The organism is Nostoc sp. (genome assembly GCF_036916735.1).
Taxonomy (GTDB): Bacteria; Cyanobacteriota; Cyanobacteriia; order Cyanobacteriales; family Nostocaceae; genus Nostoc.
This window is the reverse complement of sequence record NZ_JBALFV010000114.1, coordinates 34,838-54,253: the sequence shown is the minus strand read 5'-3', so window position 1 is coordinate 54,253 and position 19,416 is coordinate 34,838. Positions and strand designations below refer to the sequence as shown.

General features: G+C 39.4%; 18 protein-coding genes. 12 read left to right on the top strand and 6 right to left on the bottom strand.

Features of this window, described 5'->3' with window-relative positions; genetic code table 11:
• Position 1 precedes the first annotated feature (1 nt).
• A complete protein-coding gene (locus tag V7L20_RS28500; protein WP_334747301.1) occupies positions 2 to 1,549 on the bottom strand; it encodes an FAD-binding oxidoreductase in 1,548 nt (515 codons plus the stop codon).
• 83 nt (positions 1,550 to 1,632) lie between these two features.
• On the opposite strand from V7L20_RS28500, the gene V7L20_RS28495 reads away from it, so the two are divergent.
• The 4 genes from V7L20_RS28495 to V7L20_RS28480 all read left to right on the top strand — a co-directional run bounded on the left by V7L20_RS28495 (position 1,633) and on the right by V7L20_RS28480 (position 3,003).
• The gene (locus V7L20_RS28495; RefSeq protein ID WP_334747300.1) at positions 1,633 to 1,947 is read left to right on the top strand and encodes a hypothetical protein; all 315 of its coding nucleotides are present in this window, start codon (positions 1,633 to 1,635) and stop codon (positions 1,945 to 1,947) included.
• Positions 1,948 to 2,184: 237 nt separating this feature from the next.
• Complete coding sequence (locus tag V7L20_RS28490) at positions 2,185 to 2,409, top strand: hypothetical protein (RefSeq protein WP_334747299.1); 225 nt, start codon at positions 2,185 to 2,187, stop codon at positions 2,407 to 2,409.
• A gap of 24 nt (positions 2,410 to 2,433) precedes the next feature.
• Complete coding sequence (locus V7L20_RS28485; protein ID WP_334747298.1) at positions 2,434 to 2,856, top strand: Uma2 family endonuclease; 423 nt, start codon at positions 2,434 to 2,436, stop codon at positions 2,854 to 2,856.
• A gap of 24 nt (positions 2,857 to 2,880) precedes the next feature.
• Complete coding sequence (locus V7L20_RS28480) at positions 2,881 to 3,003, top strand: hypothetical protein (protein WP_334747297.1); 123 nt, start codon at positions 2,881 to 2,883, stop codon at positions 3,001 to 3,003.
• Positions 3,004 to 3,397: 394 nt separating this feature from the next.
• On the opposite strand, the gene V7L20_RS28475 is transcribed toward V7L20_RS28480, so the two are convergent.
• The 3 genes from V7L20_RS28475 to V7L20_RS28465 form a co-directional block, all read right to left on the bottom strand.
• Complete coding sequence (locus tag V7L20_RS28475; RefSeq protein ID WP_334747296.1) at positions 3,398 to 3,874, bottom strand: hypothetical protein; 477 nt, start codon at positions 3,872 to 3,874, stop codon at positions 3,398 to 3,400.
• A gap of 464 nt (positions 3,875 to 4,338) precedes the next feature.
• The gene (locus V7L20_RS28470) at positions 4,339 to 4,623 is read right to left on the bottom strand and encodes a hypothetical protein (protein ID WP_334747295.1); all 285 of its coding nucleotides are present in this window, start codon (positions 4,621 to 4,623) and stop codon (positions 4,339 to 4,341) included.
• A gap of 337 nt (positions 4,624 to 4,960) precedes the next feature.
• Positions 4,961 to 6,472, bottom strand: coding sequence for a hypothetical protein (locus V7L20_RS28465; protein WP_334747294.1), 1,512 nt, complete (start codon positions 6,470 to 6,472; stop codon positions 4,961 to 4,963).
• 438 nt (positions 6,473 to 6,910) lie between these two features.
• On the opposite strand from V7L20_RS28465, the gene V7L20_RS28460 reads away from it, so the two are divergent.
• The 5 genes from V7L20_RS28460 to V7L20_RS28440 all read left to right on the top strand — a co-directional run bounded on the left by V7L20_RS28460 (position 6,911) and on the right by V7L20_RS28440 (position 13,076).
• Positions 6,911 to 7,096 carry a hypothetical protein gene (locus V7L20_RS28460; protein ID WP_334747293.1) on the top strand — a complete coding sequence of 62 codons (186 nt, stop codon included), beginning with the start codon at positions 6,911 to 6,913 and terminating at the stop codon, positions 7,094 to 7,096.
• Between the two features lie 370 nt (positions 7,097 to 7,466).
• Positions 7,467 to 9,344 carry an NAD(P)H-quinone oxidoreductase subunit F gene (locus tag V7L20_RS28455; RefSeq protein ID WP_334747292.1) on the top strand — a complete coding sequence of 626 codons (1,878 nt, stop codon included), beginning with the start codon at positions 7,467 to 7,469 and terminating at the stop codon, positions 9,342 to 9,344.
• Positions 9,345 to 9,395: 51 nt separating this feature from the next.
• On the top strand, positions 9,396 to 10,112 hold the full coding sequence (locus V7L20_RS28450; RefSeq protein ID WP_334747291.1) for a carbonic anhydrase: 717 nt from the start codon (positions 9,396 to 9,398) through the stop codon (positions 10,110 to 10,112).
• Positions 10,113 to 10,206: 94 nt separating this feature from the next.
• Complete coding sequence (locus V7L20_RS28445) at positions 10,207 to 11,703, top strand: NADH-quinone oxidoreductase subunit M (protein ID WP_334747290.1); 1,497 nt, start codon at positions 10,207 to 10,209, stop codon at positions 11,701 to 11,703.
• 65 nt (positions 11,704 to 11,768) lie between these two features.
• Positions 11,769 to 13,076, top strand: coding sequence for a CO2 hydration protein (locus tag V7L20_RS28440; RefSeq protein WP_334747289.1), 1,308 nt, complete (start codon positions 11,769 to 11,771; stop codon positions 13,074 to 13,076).
• Between the two features lie 66 nt (positions 13,077 to 13,142).
• Here V7L20_RS28440 and V7L20_RS28435 read toward each other — a convergent pair whose 3' ends face one another.
• Positions 13,143 to 14,000 (bottom strand): glycosyltransferase family 2 protein, encoded by an 858-nt coding sequence (locus tag V7L20_RS28435; RefSeq protein WP_334747288.1) that lies wholly within the window; start codon positions 13,998 to 14,000, stop codon positions 13,143 to 13,145.
• A gap of 1,027 nt (positions 14,001 to 15,027) precedes the next feature.
• On the opposite strand from V7L20_RS28435, the gene V7L20_RS28430 reads away from it, so the two are divergent.
• A complete protein-coding gene (locus tag V7L20_RS28430) occupies positions 15,028 to 16,155 on the top strand; it encodes a succinylglutamate desuccinylase/aspartoacylase family protein (RefSeq protein WP_334747287.1) in 1,128 nt (375 codons plus the stop codon).
• Positions 16,156 to 16,249: 94 nt separating this feature from the next.
• Here V7L20_RS28430 and V7L20_RS28425 read toward each other — a convergent pair whose 3' ends face one another.
• On the bottom strand, positions 16,250 to 17,332 hold the full coding sequence (locus V7L20_RS28425; protein ID WP_334747307.1) for an ATP-dependent 6-phosphofructokinase: 1,083 nt from the start codon (positions 17,330 to 17,332) through the stop codon (positions 16,250 to 16,252).
• Between the two features lie 282 nt (positions 17,333 to 17,614).
• On the opposite strand from V7L20_RS28425, the gene era reads away from it, so the two are divergent.
• Positions 17,615 to 18,589, top strand: coding sequence for a GTPase Era (gene era, locus V7L20_RS28420; RefSeq protein ID WP_334747286.1), 975 nt, complete (start codon positions 17,615 to 17,617; stop codon positions 18,587 to 18,589).
• Between the two features lie 129 nt (positions 18,590 to 18,718).
• Entirely contained in the window at positions 18,719 to 19,396 is a 678-nt protein-coding gene (locus V7L20_RS28415) for a response regulator transcription factor (RefSeq protein WP_334747285.1), read from the top strand.
• Positions 19,397 to 19,416: the final 20 nt, after the last annotated feature.

Genomic DNA, 19,416 nt, shown 5'->3' with positions numbered 1-19,416 from the left:
TCTAAGTTTCATCTGAGTAATCACCGCCAGAACCATACTTCCAGGCATCAATCAAACGATGCCAATAATATTGTTGTTCTTTTGGTAGATTCTTAATCCACATTTCTAACATTGGACTTAGCCAAAATAAGGCAGTGTACACACCTAAATTACTGTAATGTAACATCCAATCTAACAAACTTGCCAAACCTACTTGCGGAATTATCTTGGCAACTAATACCGGATGATCTAAACCAGTTTTTAACAGTGTTTGTGTTAGTGCCGAAAACTGCACTATATCCTGTAAAAATGGTTTTAGCACTGGTGTACCCAACTGTTGCATTTCTTCAAATACCGCCGAGAGTAGTTGGTTAATTTGATCTGGGGCAATTTTCTGATTTACGCCAACACTCATCGCCCTTTGAAACAACCAGGTAACAGTCAAACTTGGTTGATAGGGTTGCAATAGTGCTAAGGCTTGTGCAGATAATTGTTCTGTTTCTAGTGCTTCGGAAATGCCAAACGTTAAACGCTTCAGGTGACGCACCATTGCCCCAAAACCTCCAAAACTCAAGGGAGATTGACTACCACTGCTATCTCCGGCTGGTAAAATGCAACTCCAGGGGGTTTTTAGCGGACTTTGGCGATAGGTGGGAAAGAAACCAAATAGCGCTCGTTGAAATTTCAGTTTGCTCAACTCCACTCCCTGATATTCTGGTAATAAACGCAGATATTCTTCAAATAGAGCTTCTAAACTTAAACGTTGGGGATGTGCATCCATGTAAGTAAACAAGTAAGTTGTTCTGCCATCCCTGGCTGGAAAGGCTTCCCAGAAGTACTGACATTGATTCTGCAAAGGTGTAAATGATAATAACAAGTCGCCTGAGTTATTTTCCGCAAAACCTTGGGCGCAACTTCCGACAACTAAGCACAGTGCATCTGGTTTTTTGCCTTGGCGTGCTTGTTGAGTGATGGGTGAAAGATGTCCCATCGCGTCGATTAACAACCGAGTTTTAAATTGGTTATTTACCATCACCCCGTCGGAATGAACCACTGCTTCGGTAAAGGGTGTGTTTTCTAACAACTTTCCACCTGCGGCGAGAAATCGGGTTTTTAAAGTAGCTAGTAGATAAACTGGATCTACACCGATATTCAAAACATCCTCTACCCAAACTTCTGTACCGACAGCAAAACTAACTCGTGCTGGGTTATATTGAGTTGCGATCGCACTTGCTAATTCTTCCTCACTCAGCAAGTTCAATTCCACAAACACATCTAATTCTTTGCGAGAAATATTCCACTCTTGTTCTCTCCCCCGCAAAATACCCCGTTCCAGCAACGCCACCCGTAACCCCTTCACCGCCAAGGCGCAACCGATTAAAATGCCTAAAGTGCCACCGCAGATTAGCACATCGAAATCTACAACGCCTAAAGGCTGTTGACTTTCTTTAACTAACGTTGGTACTGGTGCGGAGTTTTCACGCACAGATGTTAAGATGCGATCGCCTTGACGCAATCCTCTTAAAACATGGCCGGGTAATTGGGAAAGAATTTCTTCAGTTAAAGACATTTTGGAAAAATTCAACTCTACATTCCAAAACTACCTGAGAATGAAGAAAGTAGATACGATATTATTTATGGAGAGCTACGAGCGTGGTCAACAATAATAATCAAATACTACCATTACCCCCAGACGCTGACAGAGAAGAGTTAGAAGGCGTTGTGCAGGTGTTAGCAAACGTAACTAAGCTCCCTGTTGAAGTGGTTAAGCCACATTTAGATGCATTGCTTGAGCAGTTGATAAAATCAAAACAGGAGCAACCATTTTACAAAACTGCAACGGCTCTTGAGTGGATAACAGCTTTTCGGGAATGGGCAGAGAGCCATAGGCGAGATACGCCCTTACTATCAGAGTATGCTTTAAGTCGGGCAGGAATATACGATGATGAGGAGTCGAAAGATATTTAAGTGACTTATCTTGTCGATACCAACTTATTGCTACTAAGCGTACAGCCACACCACCCAATGTATGTAGATACACTGAACGCAATTTCAACTTTACGAGGAGCAGAGTTAGAGCTTTTTATTACCTCACAAAACCTCATAGAGTTTTAGCGAAGTGCAACACGATCTGCCCAAAGGAACGGCTTAGGCTTAACCATAGCTGAAGCTAGGACGGAACTGGAGCGTTTAGAAGATTTGTTCTTGGTACTGCCAGATGTACCTGAGATATATCCAGAGTGGAAGCGATTAATTTTACAGTATCGGGTAGTGGGGGTAAATGTCCACGATGCTAGGCTTGTAGCCTCAATGTTAGTCAACAGGCTAACCCATATCTTAACTTTCAACGTTAGGGACTTTAACCGTTACGCTTCTGAAGTCACCCCTGTGAACCCAACTAGCTTTACACGACTATCTTCTGAAAGCTAATTACGAATTACGAATTACAAGAGTATGTCCACTACAAAACCTGTAGAGCGTCTGTATACTTTTGAGGAATATCTCACTTACGATGACGGAACTGACAAGCGCTATGAACTTGAGGATGGGGTACTGTTAGAAATGCCTCCAGCCTCAGATTTGCATGAAGCTATCATTACTTTTTTGTTGATCCGCTTTTATCTGGAAATCCAACGACTAGGGTTAGATTGGCAGGTTCGCCCTAGCGGTACTGGCGTTCGTACCTCGATGAAAAAATCTCGTCTTCCTGACTTAATTGTGATGACTGAAGAACAGCGACAATCTATTCAGGGCAAATCGGCTGTGCTTGAGTTACCTTCAGTGTTGACAATAGAAGTGGTTAGCGCTGAGTCTGTGAAGCGAGATTATCAAAAGAAACCACTTGAGTATGCAGCCTTGTCTATCCCTGAATACTAGATTGTTGATCCTCTGGAAGCAAAGGTGACAGTGTGTTTGTTGGATGAAGGACGTTATAACCAAACAGTATTTACAGGAAACCAGCAGATATATTCTCCGACTTTCCCTGAGTTAAAACTGACAGCGCAGCAGATATTAACGGCTTAGGGATTTTTTATCAAATTAGCTTAATGAAAAGACCTCTCCCTGGTTTTACTACGCAAAACCGTCCCTCTCCGACTCGGAGAGGGACAGACTTGAACTTTAGTTCAAGGCAGGGAGAGGTTTGTCGAACTCACGATAATTTAGAATCGCAAGCAATAATTTATTAGCTGCTTCAACTAGGGAAAGGGAACCGCATAATTATGGCGGGCAAGATGCCCACCCCACAAGACTTATGTTTAATTCAGTTATGCAAATTAGATGTTTTTCAGCTTAAGCCTGTAAATATCCCTTTCAACATGGTGATTGCTTCAGGACTAATGGAAGTGCGATCTTTCGGACAGCAGGAGGGCAACGCTTGCGCCCATTAATTTTCAAGCGTTGAGACAGATGGAGTAAATCAGTTCACTTTTTTCAAAGTAGCAGTAACTACTGAACCTGGAACGGTTGCGATAAAAAATATTTCCTTGCCACCATCAACAATGACACCGCTATAAGTACTACCATTTGAGAAGAATACTTGCACCGTACAATCTTGTTTAACACTATAGGTTCCTGAGCTTGTTGCATTTGTATCTATAGTACCGTCAATGCTACTAGCACCTGTTGATTGAAGTTTTCCCCTTCCATCAAGCTTGATTAAATCAACTTCAGCTACAGGCAATCCTAGTACCGTTCCAGTCGATTTACTTCCATAGCTACCTTTTATGGTTGCATTATTACAAGAAGGCGTAGCTTGGGCGTTCACCTTTTGAGAGATAGCGTCTGAAATGGTCAATGCTGACACAGTACTAATTATTAACGTCGTAAAAAAGCCTTGGATTTTAAAGTTCATCATATTCATCAAATCAAGACACCTTTGGAAAAATATTGACATAGGACTTACGCACTATACAAATTAATCATGGTATGAATTTACCAAAACAGGTCGTTTCAAGCTTTGATTAATTATTCTTGGATAGTAAATAAACGTGCGTAGTAGGGGTTTATCAATGCTAAACCCTACAACAGATATGGTTTTTAAAACCATCTATATTTGGTATTTCTATCAATGCGTAAGTCCTGTGACACTAGAAGATTACTATTAAATGACTTAACTTGTAAATACTACGAGAAAGTAAAAATAAAATTTTTTACACCTTTGAGGTTAGCGTTGGTGAAGTTTCCCCCTCGGATGTGGGCATAGCTAACGTTTCCATTCGCAAGGTATTTCCTACCTTTATAGTTGCGTCCTCGGAGATTTTGAGTAAAGAAGTCTAAAGTTATGTTCCACTTTACGGAGGTGGGCAAATTTTACTACACGCTGACCCCTGTAAATTCAGGAATGGTTAGATATATTTGTTAGTTGAGCTTCAAAGGTGCAACTTTGAGGATCAAAGGTGCAACTTCGAGGCTCAGAAGGTCAACATTGAGGATAAAAGGCGCAACTTCGAGGGTTAAAGGCGCAACATCGAGGATAAAAGGCGCAACTTCGAGGCTCAGAAGGTCAACATCGAGGATAAAAGGCGCAACTTCGAGGTTCAGAAGGTCATCGTTGACCTTCTGAGGCTCAACGTCGAGGCTCAAAGGCGCAACTTTGAGGGTTAAAGGTGCAACTTCGAGGCTCAGAAGGTCAATATCGAGCATCAAAGGCTCATTTTTGACTTTTATATAGCAATCCTAAATGATTTGTAAGAAAATTTACCCCCCGGCTAACGCCGTCCCCCCAAAGCATCGGGGGGACTACAGGGGGGTAACAACAATATCAAATTCTCACGAATGATTTAGGATCGCTATATTAGACTTCTTGCTTGAATCAAAAGCCCTCACTCTAAATCCCTCTCCCAATTTTGGGAGAAGGGGTTGGGGGATGAGGGCGAATTTTGCAGGACGATATTTGGCAAGGCTATTACTCTTGCAATTGCGATCGCTCACCTCATCCTAGTTCAACTGCTAGACTACCACGACATGAAATATACCTGTATCATTTGATGATATACCAAATACCATTATTACTTTGACGTAAAATTTGGTATCTTTGCTCAACAAATTCTAGCAGTTTAGGAAAACTTTCTTTGATTATAGCCTGGGGTTCATAATCAATAAAGATATAAGGAGGCTTTGAAGAATTTAACTGATCTATAAGTGTTGACCATTGCTCGGGCAGAAAATATTCAAGTGCCCAACCACGTAAGATTGTTGCTTGAGTCCGACCAGAAAAGTAGTAAATAGATGGATCACCAGCTACATAAATCTCACCAGCAAGACTTCCTGTTTGAGAAATAAACTTAGCCTCTGAGTAAAGGGATGGATATTTTTTTCTAAAGACAGTCTCATATTTCAATCGTGTATCTTCAGTTAAAGCAAAGTTATTATTAACCAGAGTCACACTCTTTTTAGCAAGAGGAGATGAAAAAGGTAATAACAATAATATTATGAGCAGAACTGTTGGCACTTGGGACTTTAATTCTTTTAAAGATTCCCATAACACATCTAATCCTTTAGTTGCTAAAATACCTATGGGTACAAACAATAGTAAAAAATGGTATTCCCACAGTGCTTGATATTGTAGAGCAATAACACTAAAACCAAAAATGCACCAAACAAAAAGTAACAAAGTTAATACATTTTTAGACTGACGCAATGAAGTATCTATTGCAATAATAGCTATTAAAACTAAAGGGTAAAAATTATATACAAACCATTTTATGCCCGAAACCAAGTCCTTTTGATGGAATGCAGAATTAGCAATAATAAGAGGTGGATATACAAAAAATGTCTGATACACTATTGAAAAACTATCATACCAAGCAAAGTAGCTGGCAACTACTAAAAGAGGCAAGATAATCCCTATAAAAATTGGCAAACAAATCTCAATAAATATTTCTTTAATTTTCTGCCGTTTTATTAATACAGAATACATCAATATAGTTAGCCAAAACGAAAATAATATCAGCAAAAATATTAATTTAAATAAAAGGACAATTCCGCCAATAAAGCCTGATAGTAAAAGCAGGATAAATCTTTGCTTTCCTTCGCTCTTAAAAGATTGAAAAGTTAGCCAAAGACAAAGGAATAAAGGAAAACCAACCAATGCTTCCACTTGAGTAAGGTGCCAAGCACCTGAAACAACATAGTAAACACCAACTGTTAACAAAGGTACTAGGCTTGCGATTATCTGATGCCGAAAATAGCTTTTTAGAGTCAGCAGTAATATTATCGAAAAAAATACCATGTAAATAAGTTCAAAGGCATGGATGCCAATCTCATTAAAACCAAATAAAGTTCCCGCCAAAAAATAAAAGCAGAAAATCCCTGGTTGTTTTATATCCCAAAAATCACGATAGAGTACCTTTCCTTGTTGCATCTCTAAAGCACCTAGCCTAAAAAATGCTTGATCTCCATCAAATGGAAAAGGTAAATGTATAAGACCAATTATGATAATAATAATTACAATTAAAAAATCAACTTTATTTAGTTTATTAATACTAATCATGATTTTTTTAATTTGAATAAAAGTGACTATTCTGCATCAGCTAATATCTTAGCGAAGATAACAGTAAGTATGTAGCTTTTTTGTCAATAATCATATTTAGATAATGTTTATAAACTGTAAAGAAACTGTAATTATGAATGACTATAAATGTTTTTTAATTAACTTTAATCTTAACAGTGCTATGTTATATCACACCTTTTATAGTTTGCAAATGTTTGCAGTGTAAGCAAAACTCTATACTCATATCTTGTTTTAATAAGCAGGTAGGCACGGAAAAACTAAACTATGTAAAGATAAATAAGTCGAATGCATTACTAACGGAACGTCTAAACCGTTACTCTGATCAACTGCAACTATATTGATCAATGGGTGGTGTGTGTCTCAAGTATTAATGTAGATATAGACACAGCACAATAACTTGCATTAAAGGAACTACTGATGAAGCGTTCAAAATTAATTGCCATTATTACAGGTGCGATCTCGGTCATTTTAGCGATCGCCTACCTCATCTTAGTCCAACTCCTCGACTACCGAGACATGAAACCCGCACCCATCAGCCAATTTGGCCAAGCACCTGCGATTATTTCTGTTTTTTGGCAGGTTGACAAAATTTATAAACTGTGAATTGCATTTAGTTGAATTGTAGAGACGCAAAGGACTTGCGTCTTTTGTCATTTATGTCAATAAGTAAAAACTAATAATGAATATTGATTAAGCCAACAGTTAATTCATAGATAAAAAACAATACCTATTATTCATTACTCAGATAGTTTTTTATATAAGATTTATTTAGAGTAATTATCTCAAATTTATTTAGATAAAGTAATTCCATTTGGACAGATATAACGGTAAGCTGTTTTTAAGAAAATTAAATAAAGATAAATTTGTCTTGTCTGCGTAGGCGTAGCCCATCGTAGACATCACTGGGTTAACGGGGATCAACGCCAGTTAACTCAAAATTCCAGATTTTTAATGACAATATAGAGGTAAGTTGATGGCTCAGTTTCTACTTGAGACTGTTTGGCTAGTTCCGTGCTATGCCTTAATAGGTGGCTTATTAGCCGTACCTTGGTCGCCGGGGATCATTCGGAAAACGGGGCCAAGACCGGCGGGTTATGTAAATTTGGTAATGACATTTTTGGCGTTTGTACATAGTGCGATCGCCTTACAAGCAACTTGGAATCAGCCAGCCCAAGAAGTATTTATTCCTTGGTTATCTACAGCTGGTTTAAACCTCACCATTGCTTTAGATATATCATCAGTGAGTGTCAGTGCTTTAGTTGTGATTACTGGCTTGAATTTGCTGGCGCAGATTTATGCGATCGGCTATATGGAAATGGATTGGGGTTGGGGACGCTTCTATTCCTTATTAGGATTATTTGAAGCGGGACTATGTGCCCTTGCTCTATGTAATAACTTGTTCTTCAGCTATGTAATTTTGGAAGTCCTGACGCTGGGAACCTACTTACTAGTCGGCTTATGGTTTAGCCAGCCTTTGGTAGTTTCAGGTGCAAGAGATGCTTTCTTAACCAAGCGGGTGGGAGACTTATTCTTGTTGATGGGCGTATTGGCATTATGGCCTTTAGCCGGAACTTGGAATTACACAGAACTAGCCCAGTGGGCGGCTACTGCGAACGTCAACCCGACAACTATGGCACTGGTAAGTTTAGCTTTAATTGCTGGGCCGATGGGTAAATGCGCCCAATTTCCCTTGCATCTATGGCTAGATGAAGCGATGGAAGGCCCTGTTCCCAGTACGATTTTGCGGAACTCGGTAGTAGTAGCTAGTGGTGCATGGGTGCTGATTAAATTGCAACCTGTGTTAACCATCTCGCCCATAGCTTCCTCGGCGATGGTTGCGATTGGTGCAGTGACAGCCGTAGGTGCTTCTTTAATTGCGATCGCTCAAATTGATCTTAAACGCTGCCAATCCTATTCTGTCAGCGCATACATGGGTTTAGTATTCATCGCTGTGGGAGTCCAACAAGACGAAGCAGCACTATTGTTAGTCCTTACCCATGCCATATCCGCAGCACTATTGGTAATGAGTACCGGCGGAATTATCTGGAATAGCATCACCCAAGACGTAACCCAACTTGGTGGACTGTGGAAACGCCGCCCAATTTCCGGAATCGCCTTTATCGTTGGAAGTTTGGGGTTAATTGGTTTTCCACCCCTGGGTAGCTTTTCGGCGATGCTGGAATTAGCAGATGGGTTATGGAAAACCCAACCTTGGTTAGTGGGAGTATTGATAGCGGTAAATGCTTTGACAGCCGTCAGTTTAACGAGAGAATTCGCTTTAATTTTTGGTGGTAAACCTAGACAAATGGCGCAGCGATCGCCTGAAGCCCACTGGCCGATGATTCTGCCAACAATGATTTTACTTGGTGTCAGTCTACATCTTTCTTTAGTGTTGCAAAGCTTATCACTTTTACCAGATTGGACAAACCTCAATAAAGATGTCGCACTACTTTTAATGTGGTCGAGTATTTTCGGGTGCAGTATCACTGGTGTGATTTATTTGAGCAATATTCCTAAACCGATTCGTTTACCTTGGAAAGGTTTACAAGATTTAATCGCATACGATTTTTACACTCCTAATATCTATCGAATGACGATTATTTTCAGCGTTGCCAAGATTTCTCAACTTGCCGATATGATTGACCGCTTTGTAGTCGATGGCATCGTTAATTTCGTTGGTTTATTTTCGCTATTAGGTGGCGAAGGTCTTAAATACAGCACCTCTGGTCAAACCCAGTTTTATGCCTTAACCGTTCTTTTAGGAGTAGGTGTTTTAGGAATATGGGTAACTTGGCAATTTTGGGGAGTGCAGTTTTTAAATTTGATTTTTCAAATTTCGACACTTGGGTAGCAGTAACTATCCTACTCAAAGTTAATAGTTTAATATTTTCAGGATAATTCCATGAGCAGACAACATCCTCAGATAAATCTTTCCAGAAGAAGTTTATTCAAGTTTGGTGCAGGTGCGATTGGTACAAGTGTGTTGACAGCTGGACTTAGCTCAAACTTACTTGCAGCCGAAAACAAAGCCCCAGCAGAAGATGATATTACCCCCGACAAGGCATTTCAAGAATTATTAGAAGGTAATGAAAGATTTGTCAAAGCAAAACGTCGCAATCCCCACCAAACTCATTCGCGTTTAGTGGAAGTTGCTAAAGGTCAAAAGCCATTTGCTTCTGTTCTAGGCTGTGCAGATTCACGAGTGCCTTCAGAGATTGTTTTTGACCAAGGACTTGGAGATTTATTTGTCTGCCGTGTAGCTGGTAATATAGCCACAAAAGAAGAAATTGGGAGCCTAGAATTTGGCAGCTTAGTATTAGGTTCTAAAGTCATCATGGTAGTAGGACATGAAAGATGTGGTGCAGTAGATGCTACAATCAAAGGTGCTGAAGTACCAGGACAAATTGGAAGTTTGCTTGAAGCAATTAGACCGAGTGTAGAAAGTTCAAAAGGGCAATCAGGAGATAAGTTAGAAAATGCTTGTAAAGCAAACATTTTGGCACAACTTAAAAAATTAAAATCATCACCAGTTTTATCTAAATTAATAGAGGAAGAGAAGCTGAAAATAGCAGGTGCTTATTACGATTTAGATACTGGCAAAATAAGTATAGTAGGTTAGAGTTTTTGTCCTTTGTCATTAGTAATTGGCTAAGAGTAAGTCATACAAGACAAAGGACAAAAATAAAGGACAAAGGACAAAGGACAAAATTAGCATGTTAAGTGTTTTGATTTGGCTTCCAATCTTCGCTGCTATTTTTATAGCAATATTACCTGTAAGTATCCATAAACATCGCATTCGTTTAATAGCATTAATTTTTTCGGGAATAGTTCTCTTTTGGAACCTTTTTATCTTACTAAAATTTGATATCAGCAATCCAGGGATGCAATTTAAAGAGTATTTACCCTGGAATGAAACCCTTGGATTGAGCTATCAAATAGGTGTTGATGGACTTTCTATCTTGATGTTGGTGTTAAATAGTCTGCTCACCTGGATTTCTATTTACACCAGTAGTAAAGAAACTGAACGTCCCCGGTTGTTCTACTCAATGATTTTATTAGTCAGTGGAGGAGTCGCAGGTGCTTTTCTAGCAGAGAATTTACTGCTATTCTTCCTATTCTACGAACTAGAATTAATCCCTTTCTACTTACTAATTTCCATTTGGGGAGGGCAAAAACGAGGTTATGCTGGGATTAAATTCCTGATTTATACTGCCGTTTCAGGAGCATTAATTCTAGCAACATTCTTGGGTATGGTGTGGCTGAGTGGTTCTACGAATTTTGCTTTTGATGCAGTCTCTACAGAAAACCTGTCAACAGCAAAACAAATCCTTTTACTAGCAGGAATAGTGTTAGGTTTTGGGATTAAAATTCCTTTAGTTCCCTTCCATACTTGGCTACCGGATGCTTACGTTGAGGCTTCAGCACCAATTGCCATTCTTCTCGGTGGCGTATTAGCAAAGCTGGGAACTTATGGATTGTTGCGATTTGGGTTAGGTATGTTTCCCCATGCTTGGAGTATTATTGCACCGACTTTAGCAATTTGGGGAGCAGTCAGCGCTATCTATGGAGCAGTAATTGCGATCGCTCAAAAAGATATCAAGCGCATGGTAGCATACAGTTCGGTCGGTCACATGGGCTATATCTTGCTAGCTGGTGCTGCTAGTACTCCTTTAGCACTTGTGGGTGCAGTCGCCCAAATGTTTAGCCACGGTATCATCCTGGCGATTCTCTTCCACTTGGTGGGAGTCGTAGAAGCCAAAGTTGGTACCCGCGAATTAGATAAACTCAATGGTTTGATGAGTCCCATACGCGGCTTACCTCTAATTAGCGCTTTACTAGTTTTAAGTGGGATGGCTAGTGCAGGTATTCCGGGTTTAACAGGATTTATCGCCGAATTTATCGTCTTTCAAGGTAGTTTCTCTATCTTTCCCATTCCGACAATTTTGTGTGTAGTAGCTAGTGGCTTAACCGCAGTTTATTTTGTCATCCTCCTCAACCGCACTTGTTTTGGCAGACTCGATAACTTTGCCTACTATCCTAAAGTCCTTTGGTCTGAGAAAATTCCAGCTTTAATTTTGGCAGCTTTCATCATTTTTTTGGGAGTACAACCTACTTGGTTAGTGCGTTGGAGTGAATCCACAACTACAACAATGGTAGCTGCAATTCCCTCATTAGAAAAAACCGTAATCTCTGAAGTCTCCCTGAAATAGCTTACAGATTATAGGTTACAGGTTATAGTTTCTTCCTCTATCCCTATTCCCCAATCCCCATTCCCATGACAGCAATTAAAACAGCAATTAAATTACCTCCTTCCAAACACGAATTTGCTGATGTAATTCACCGCTTAGAAGCAGGCGGTGCAATGTTACCTGATACTCCAGAAAATTTGATGCAAATCATCGGTTTATACAAAGCTTATGCTGTGCCGATGGATTTTTACTGGCGTGACCTACTTTATATTGCCGAACGTGAATTTTTAAACCCGCTTCCCTTGTTCAAATACTTCTTACCCAAAAAGTATTTAGAACTGCATAATCATTACGCTGGCGATGATGCCGATTTGCGAATTTGGCGCGGCGAAGCTACTGCACATCCAGAACTTTTGGCATTTATTGAAAAAGGCGAAACCTTTAAAATGCCGAAGTTATTACATCACTTGTTCCACGATCGCATTAACATGGAATTTGCTGAAGCTTGTATGCGGGCGATGTTGTGGCACAGAGGGATGGGTGGACAATTTGACCCTTACCTAGATTCCGAAGAATACAAAGCCAACGCTGACAGGGCAATTAAAGCTTACTTCCAAGGGAACCCGGTAATGCTGGGACTTTACAAGTTGTTCCCCGATATGTTTTTAGAACAGTGCCGCCAGATGTCATACTACGCTAATCTGGGCTTATTCTGGGAAGTTATGGCCCCAGTGTTCTTTGAAATGTCCGATCGCTATGACGAAGGTAGCATTAGCAGCGTCCCAGAGGCAATGAGCTTTTTAGTTAATGGTATATTTGCGATCGCAGGTCGTCCCATTTACCATCATGTTTATATTCGTGGCGAATGCTACGAAATTGTGCCCAAATCCAAGGGTTTCATGTGGCTATATGAAGCAGCATTACCTTATGTAGAAGCTGTCTTCTACCGCACCGCACCTTTCCGGGGGACAAAATCTTATAATGCTCAAGCACGTCAAGTGCCAGAAGACCAGAAAGATTTTCACTATGGTATTCTTTACGCTGATGTGTTTCCAGTGGGTACTGCTGGCATTCCCCCCACATTATTAATGCAAGATATGTTGCATTTTTTGCCTCCATATCTTATTGATTACTACAGCCAACATTGCCGGGGTGAAGAAGATATGTTAATTCAGTTGGGAGTTAGTTTTCAACGGTCAATGTACTGTGTAACTTCTGCAGTAATTCAAGCCTTGAGAACTGCACTTTTATATCCATTAGATGACCCAAATCCCAAACATTTGCAAGCAAATCGAGATTTTTTTGAAATGCAGCTAAATCGCTTTACTCGACCCGATTACAATATTCGTGATGCTGCTCGTTTGGGGAGTATTCAAAAGCAAGATTATAGATAAGAGATCCCCCTAACCCCCCTCAAAAAAGGGGGGCTTTGAGAACTTTTTCCGCCTAAAGTAATTTTCTCAGGTTCGACTATATTTAGTTAATCGCTGCTTAATCAATTCAGGTAATCGTTCTGGATGCTTAGAAAAATAAAAGATTTTTAAAAAAGTAAAATTTATGTTCCGAGCTAACCAAATCTGTGCTCGCTCCATTAACGGTAGTGTTTTAATATAATCATTAAATAATTCTTTAATTCGGACTAAGTTCATTCCTGTTGCAGAATCATCAAATGTTTTTGTTCCTGGATAATATCTATAGTTACCCCAAGTCTCATTAAAATATTTAACATGAGATGACCTAACCGCTTTCAAAAGAAAATCTATATCCATTACATAATGAGCTTCTACTTTATATAGTCCGATTTGCTGATGCAATGATTTGTGATAGAAGTAAGCAGATGGATTTACTGGAAAAGAAGCATCGATAATTCTATCTTGATTAACTCGTCTTTCTAAAAGTAAATCAATCGTCCGTAATCGGCTAGGTTTATTAATATAAATTAGTTGCTCTTTTTGAGTGCAAACATTACAGTTGCCAACAATCAAGCTAGGCTCTGGTAAAACTTTGAAAATTTGACAAATGCGGTTAAGAACGTTTATTTCATAAAAATCATCAACATTTAAAACACCAATAATTTCTCGTTTTGCCAGAGAAATTCCTTTATTGATAGCATCAGATTGTCCTCGATCCTTTTCACTAATCCATCGGATGTGGGGATATTGATTGGCTTTATCCTTAATAATGTCTACTGTCTTGTCGCTTGAACCTCCATCGACAATGATATGCTCCACTTCTAAACAGTTTTGGTCAATAACAACTTGAAGGCAAGATTCTATAAATTTCTCACCGTTATAAACTGGTGTAATTATACTAATCATTAACAAGCGCCTATTATGGGTATTCCAAACAAAAGAATAATTTAAATGATTGACCTCTAACCATAGAGTTCCCCATTTTCACAAATTTATAACACAATTTAATTCAGTATAAATACATAAAAATCATTAGTAAAGGTAGCTTAATATGGTTCGGGTAAGCAGGGGAGACGCTTTAGCGCATAGCATAGCACAGCATTAGCGAGTCTGCTATCTACTGTTTGGTATTCACTGCTCATGAATGGATAATTTGCTGTTCATTCTTGTGCATAAGTCAATTGCTATAGTGAGAAGAGACTTTGACATCAACTATTCTCGAGCTTTCTATCCTTTTTTGTTTGATGCGGTAAATCCAACTTATGTCTATAGGGTTTACCCAACTTTTTTTAAATTTTGCTTTTATTAAATTAGTTACTAGAGAGAGTGAAATGCAGCTTAACTTTAGATTAAGCAGTATTAGCTAGTATTTTTAAGCGTCTGTAAGCAGCAGCAAAAATATGTTTGTATAGACAAGAGCTTGTAATCGCAATTAAAATTTATCGTGTACTTACAGTAATCAGCACTTTTAACTTCAATAATTTTGTATGAATAGTCCCGACTTGAGCCTTTTATAATTCGGTTTTATCTGTAAATAAGAAAGTAATAGTTACCATTTTTGACCAACCTTGGGACTAAGCGCATATTATGTGATTTGTCAGTTGGAGTATTATGGAGACTTGCTACTACAACAAAGTATCACGTAGGAATGGTACGCAAGTAAAGGTGCAAGAAATTGATCATCGAGGGAATACAGCAACTCCCAAGGTAAATTTAGCACGTTGGCGTTATCCGAAATGATGCCCAGTTCACAGTTATCTAGCCCTTCCCGTGTCGCTTTTTGAAAAAACTCTTGTCCTTTCTCTGTGCTGCAAAATACTAGCTTAATTTGGGAAATTCACCCAGAAGCGCAGAGACGCAGATTCAGCTTTTGTATGTTTTAATTCAGTACAGATACAGCGATAATGTAATTAAATTATCAACGAATTATTTTATGCTGCCAGTTATTGAGACTATTGTGTTACGTCAAATGGCTTCAGGCGATCGCCTATCCTTACAACTATACAAATTCATCGGCGCTCAACCTGGTAAAAAGGTTTACATTCAATCTAATCTGCACGGTGCAGAAATTGCTGGTAATGCCGTTCTTCACCAGCTAATTGAGTTTTTATCAACAATAAATAATACAGATTTAACTGGAGAAATTTGGCTAGTTCCCGTTTGTAATCCAATGGGGACGAATGAACGCGCTCATCATTTTTCTCCTGGACGATATTGCATTTACGAAGCTAAAGACTGGAATCGCATATTTTGGGATTACGAGAAAGAAGCTGATGATTTAGTAGCTTTTACTAAATCTCAACTTCATATCGAGCTAGAGGTCGTCCGACAAAATTATCTAACTATAATTAAGCAACAATTTGCGAAAATTTTAGACAAAATTAATTCTCCTAGTACAGTGCCATACACTGAGCTTTTTAGCTACAAACTACAAAACCTGAGTTTAGATGCAGATTATTTAATTGATTTACATAGTTCTACAAATCAAGCTTTAGACTACGTTTATTACTTCAGAAATCGAGAAGACAGTGCAAAATACTTCCTACTTGATTTCGGAATCTTACTTGATAAATACGATGGTGATGCTTTTGATGAAGCTTTTATCAAACCTTGGTTAGCACTAGAAGCTTGTTTTCAAAATTTAGGTAGAGAAATCAAGTTTGATGTGGAAGCTTGGACACTAGAATTAGGAACAGGAATGCAAATGAACCCTGATTCAGTCGCTAAAGGTGTACAAGGTGTAAAAAATTATTTAGTCCAAAAAGGTGTACTGCAAAATCTTAATTTATTGGATAACACAAAAACAGATGAAATGAGTTTTGCATCTAGTAGGAATCGGAAAAAATATTATGCGATCGCAGGTGGTATGATTCAATCCAGAATTGAATTAGGTAGTTACGTAAAAGCTGGAGAAAAACTGTATGAAATTCTCAGTTTTAACAAAGAAGGTAAGTTACCTAGTGTAATTGATGTCTACGCTCAACAAGATGGATTGGTTTATGATGTTGCAACCAATCAAGCTGTAAATGAAGGTGAATTTGTCTTGGGAGTTATTAGTTAGGGCATGGGGCATTGGGCATAGATATGTATGTAATTGTCATCACATACTAATAAATATGAAAAATTTTTTCCCTATTCCCCACTCCCCAGTCAGTTTAGTCTCCTAAGTAAATACCCATACCACGAGCCGTTTTAACTAAAGTACCATTGGGATCGACGGCGCTATATTGAGCGATCGCTTCTGTAATTGGTACACTTAATACTTGGCGATTTTGCCATGTCACCATGTGATCGTATTTATGCTCTGCAATAAGATTAACTGCCGCAACACCAAAAGCAGTTGCAACTAATCTATCTAGTGGTGAAGCAGTTCCACCCCGTTGAATGTGACCTAAAACTGTAACTCGCGTTTCTACACCAATGTGTTCAATAATTTTATCTGCCAAATATTCACCAATTCCACCGTATCGAGATTGGCCTAAGCGATTTGTAATCGTCACATTTTCCCCATCGTGGGTACGAACCGCTTCGGAAACAATAATCAAACAATAGTTTTTCCCTTTCTCTTGTCGTTCTTTGATTTTGTGGCAAATATGCTCAACAGTGTAAGGGATTTCGGGAATTAAAATTACATTTGCTCCCCCCGCAATTCCTGCCGCTATTGCTATGTGTCCGGCATCACGCCCCATTACTTCCAAAATCATGACTCGGCTATGACTTGCAGCAGTAAAATGTAACCTATCTAGTGCTTCTGTGGCAATATTAACTGCTGTATCAAAACCAATAGCGTGTTCAGTAACGCCAATATCATTATCAATTGTTTTGGGAATACCAACTAGGTTAATTCCGCCTTGTTGAGCAAGGCGACGCAGAATAGCCAAACTACCATCACCGCCAATACCAATCAAAGCATCTAAACCTAGCTCATGATAACCTGCAATGATTTCTTCGGAGCGATCGCTTACACTTCCATCCGCCATTGGAAAAGCAAAAGGGTCACCTTTATTGGTTGTCCCCAACATTGTGCCACCCGCAGTTAACAGGGAGTCAACTTGATCGACTTCCAGCTTGGTGAATTGTGGGGGACGCGCCATTAATCCGAAAGTCGCTTGACGAATTCCCAAAACCTCCCAGCCGTAAGTATCCACAGCACAATTCACTACAGCCCTAATTACAGCATTTAAGCCAGAACAGTCACCTCCACTGGTAAGAATTCCAATGCGCTTGGGTTCTCCCATATTTTTTTTTGACATTTTGATCCAAATATATTAATTAGTCGATGAAACTTAAGCCAAAGTTAGCAGCAGATTAAACCTAAGCAAATCTGCTCTTTGTAAATGCCAAAGTAATTTTATGTTTGTTTTGTATCTAAAAACAAAAGAAAGTTATCTTAGCTGTAAAATATAAGTGTAGAGCCAGTAGTAGATTAAACCTCGGCGAAAGCAATCCCTAAAAATACCAGGGGAATTTTATGCTTGTTTGGTGTCTAAGAAAAAACCAAGTTATCCCAGTTGTGAAATATGAGGGTGGAGCCAAAGGTGACTAGTATTGATAATTACAACTTCTCTTTTCCAGGAGAAGTAACAATCCTTCAGGCTCCTCCTGAATTCAAATCAGGTTTTATCGGCATTGTTGGTCGTCCTAATGTCGGTAAATCTACTTTGATGAATCAATTAGTAGGACAAAAAATTGCCATTACATCACCAGTAGCACAAACAACACGTAACCGTTTGCGCGGCATTTTAACTACACCAGAAGCCCAGTTAATTTTTGTAGATACGCCCGGAATTCATAAGCCCCATCATCAATTGGGGGAAGTGTTGGTGCAAAATGCTAAAATTGCCATTGAATCGGTAGATGTAGTGCTATTTGTGGTAGATGGAGCAGTAACTTGTGGAACAGGCGATCGCTATATTGCCGAGTTGCTGTGTCGCAGCAAAACACCAGTGATTTTGGGCGTGAACAAAATCGACCAACAACCGTCCGATTTTCAGTTTCTAGATGATAGTTATGCTCAGATGGCCCAGTCACATGAATGGGAAATCGTCAAATTTTCTGCCAAGACGAGTGTAGGATTACCGCAACTTCAAGAATTATTAATAGAACATTTAGAAATTGGGCCGTTATACTACCCACCAGATTTGGTAACTGACCAGCCAGAACGCTTTATCATCGGTGAATTAATCCGAGAACAAATTTTATTATTGACTCGTGAAGAAGTACCCCATTCAGTAGCGATCGCTATTGATTTAATAGAAGAAACTCCCAGCATTACCCGTATACTTGCTACCATCAACGTCGAGCGCGATTCCCAAAAAGGTATACTCATTGGCAAAGGTGGAGCAATGCTCAAAGCAATTGGTAGTGAAGCCCGCGAACAAATCCAAAAGTTAATCTCTGGTAAAGTTTACCTAGAATTGTTTGTTAAAGTCCAGCCAAAATGGCGACAGTCGCGCATCAGTTTAGCAGAGTTAGGCTATCGCGTGGAAGAATAAAACAAATTTGTCATTAGTCATTAGTCATTGGTCATTAATAATTGGTAATTGGCAGGCAAAAAAGCAAATAACAAATGATATATGACAAATGACAAATGACTCTTAATAAATGACTCTTAATAAATAAAAATGTCTTTAGATACTCGTTATCCCTTAAATTTACCCGCCAATGCTTTGCCGTTGCGCGTGTTAATTGTTGAAGATGATCCGATGATGCAACTCGGATTAGAGCAATCATTAATGGCTCATCCTCAGTTGGAGATTGTTGGACAAGCAGAAGATGGTTATTTGGGAGTTCAAGCAGCACTGCAACTGAAACCTGATTTGGTAGTTATGGATATTGGGTTGCCGCGATTGGATGGCATTGCAGCAACACAGCAAATTAAGGCGGCGCTGCCAGCAACTCATGTAGTGATGTTGACATCTCATCAAACGGAAACAGAAATTATTGCGGCACTCTCTAGCGGTGCAGATGCATATTGCATCAAAGGTGCAAGTGTGGAACGATTATTAAGTGCGATCGCAGCCGCAGTTGATGGTGCAGCCTATCTCGATCCCCAAATTGCGCGACGAGTAATTGACAATCTCAAACCACCCTCACCCACCAGTAACAACGCCAACTTGTCTGGGCGCGAGTTAGAAGTGTTGAAACTCATGGTAGACGGCTTGAGTAACCCGGAGATTGCCGAAAAACTCTATCTCAGTCCCAACACCATTAAAACTCACGTCCGAGGGATTATGAATAAATTAGCAGTAGACGATCGCGTGCAAGCAGCAGTTGTGGCATTGCGTTCTGGGTTGGTTTAGAAAACAAATGCAGCAAAATA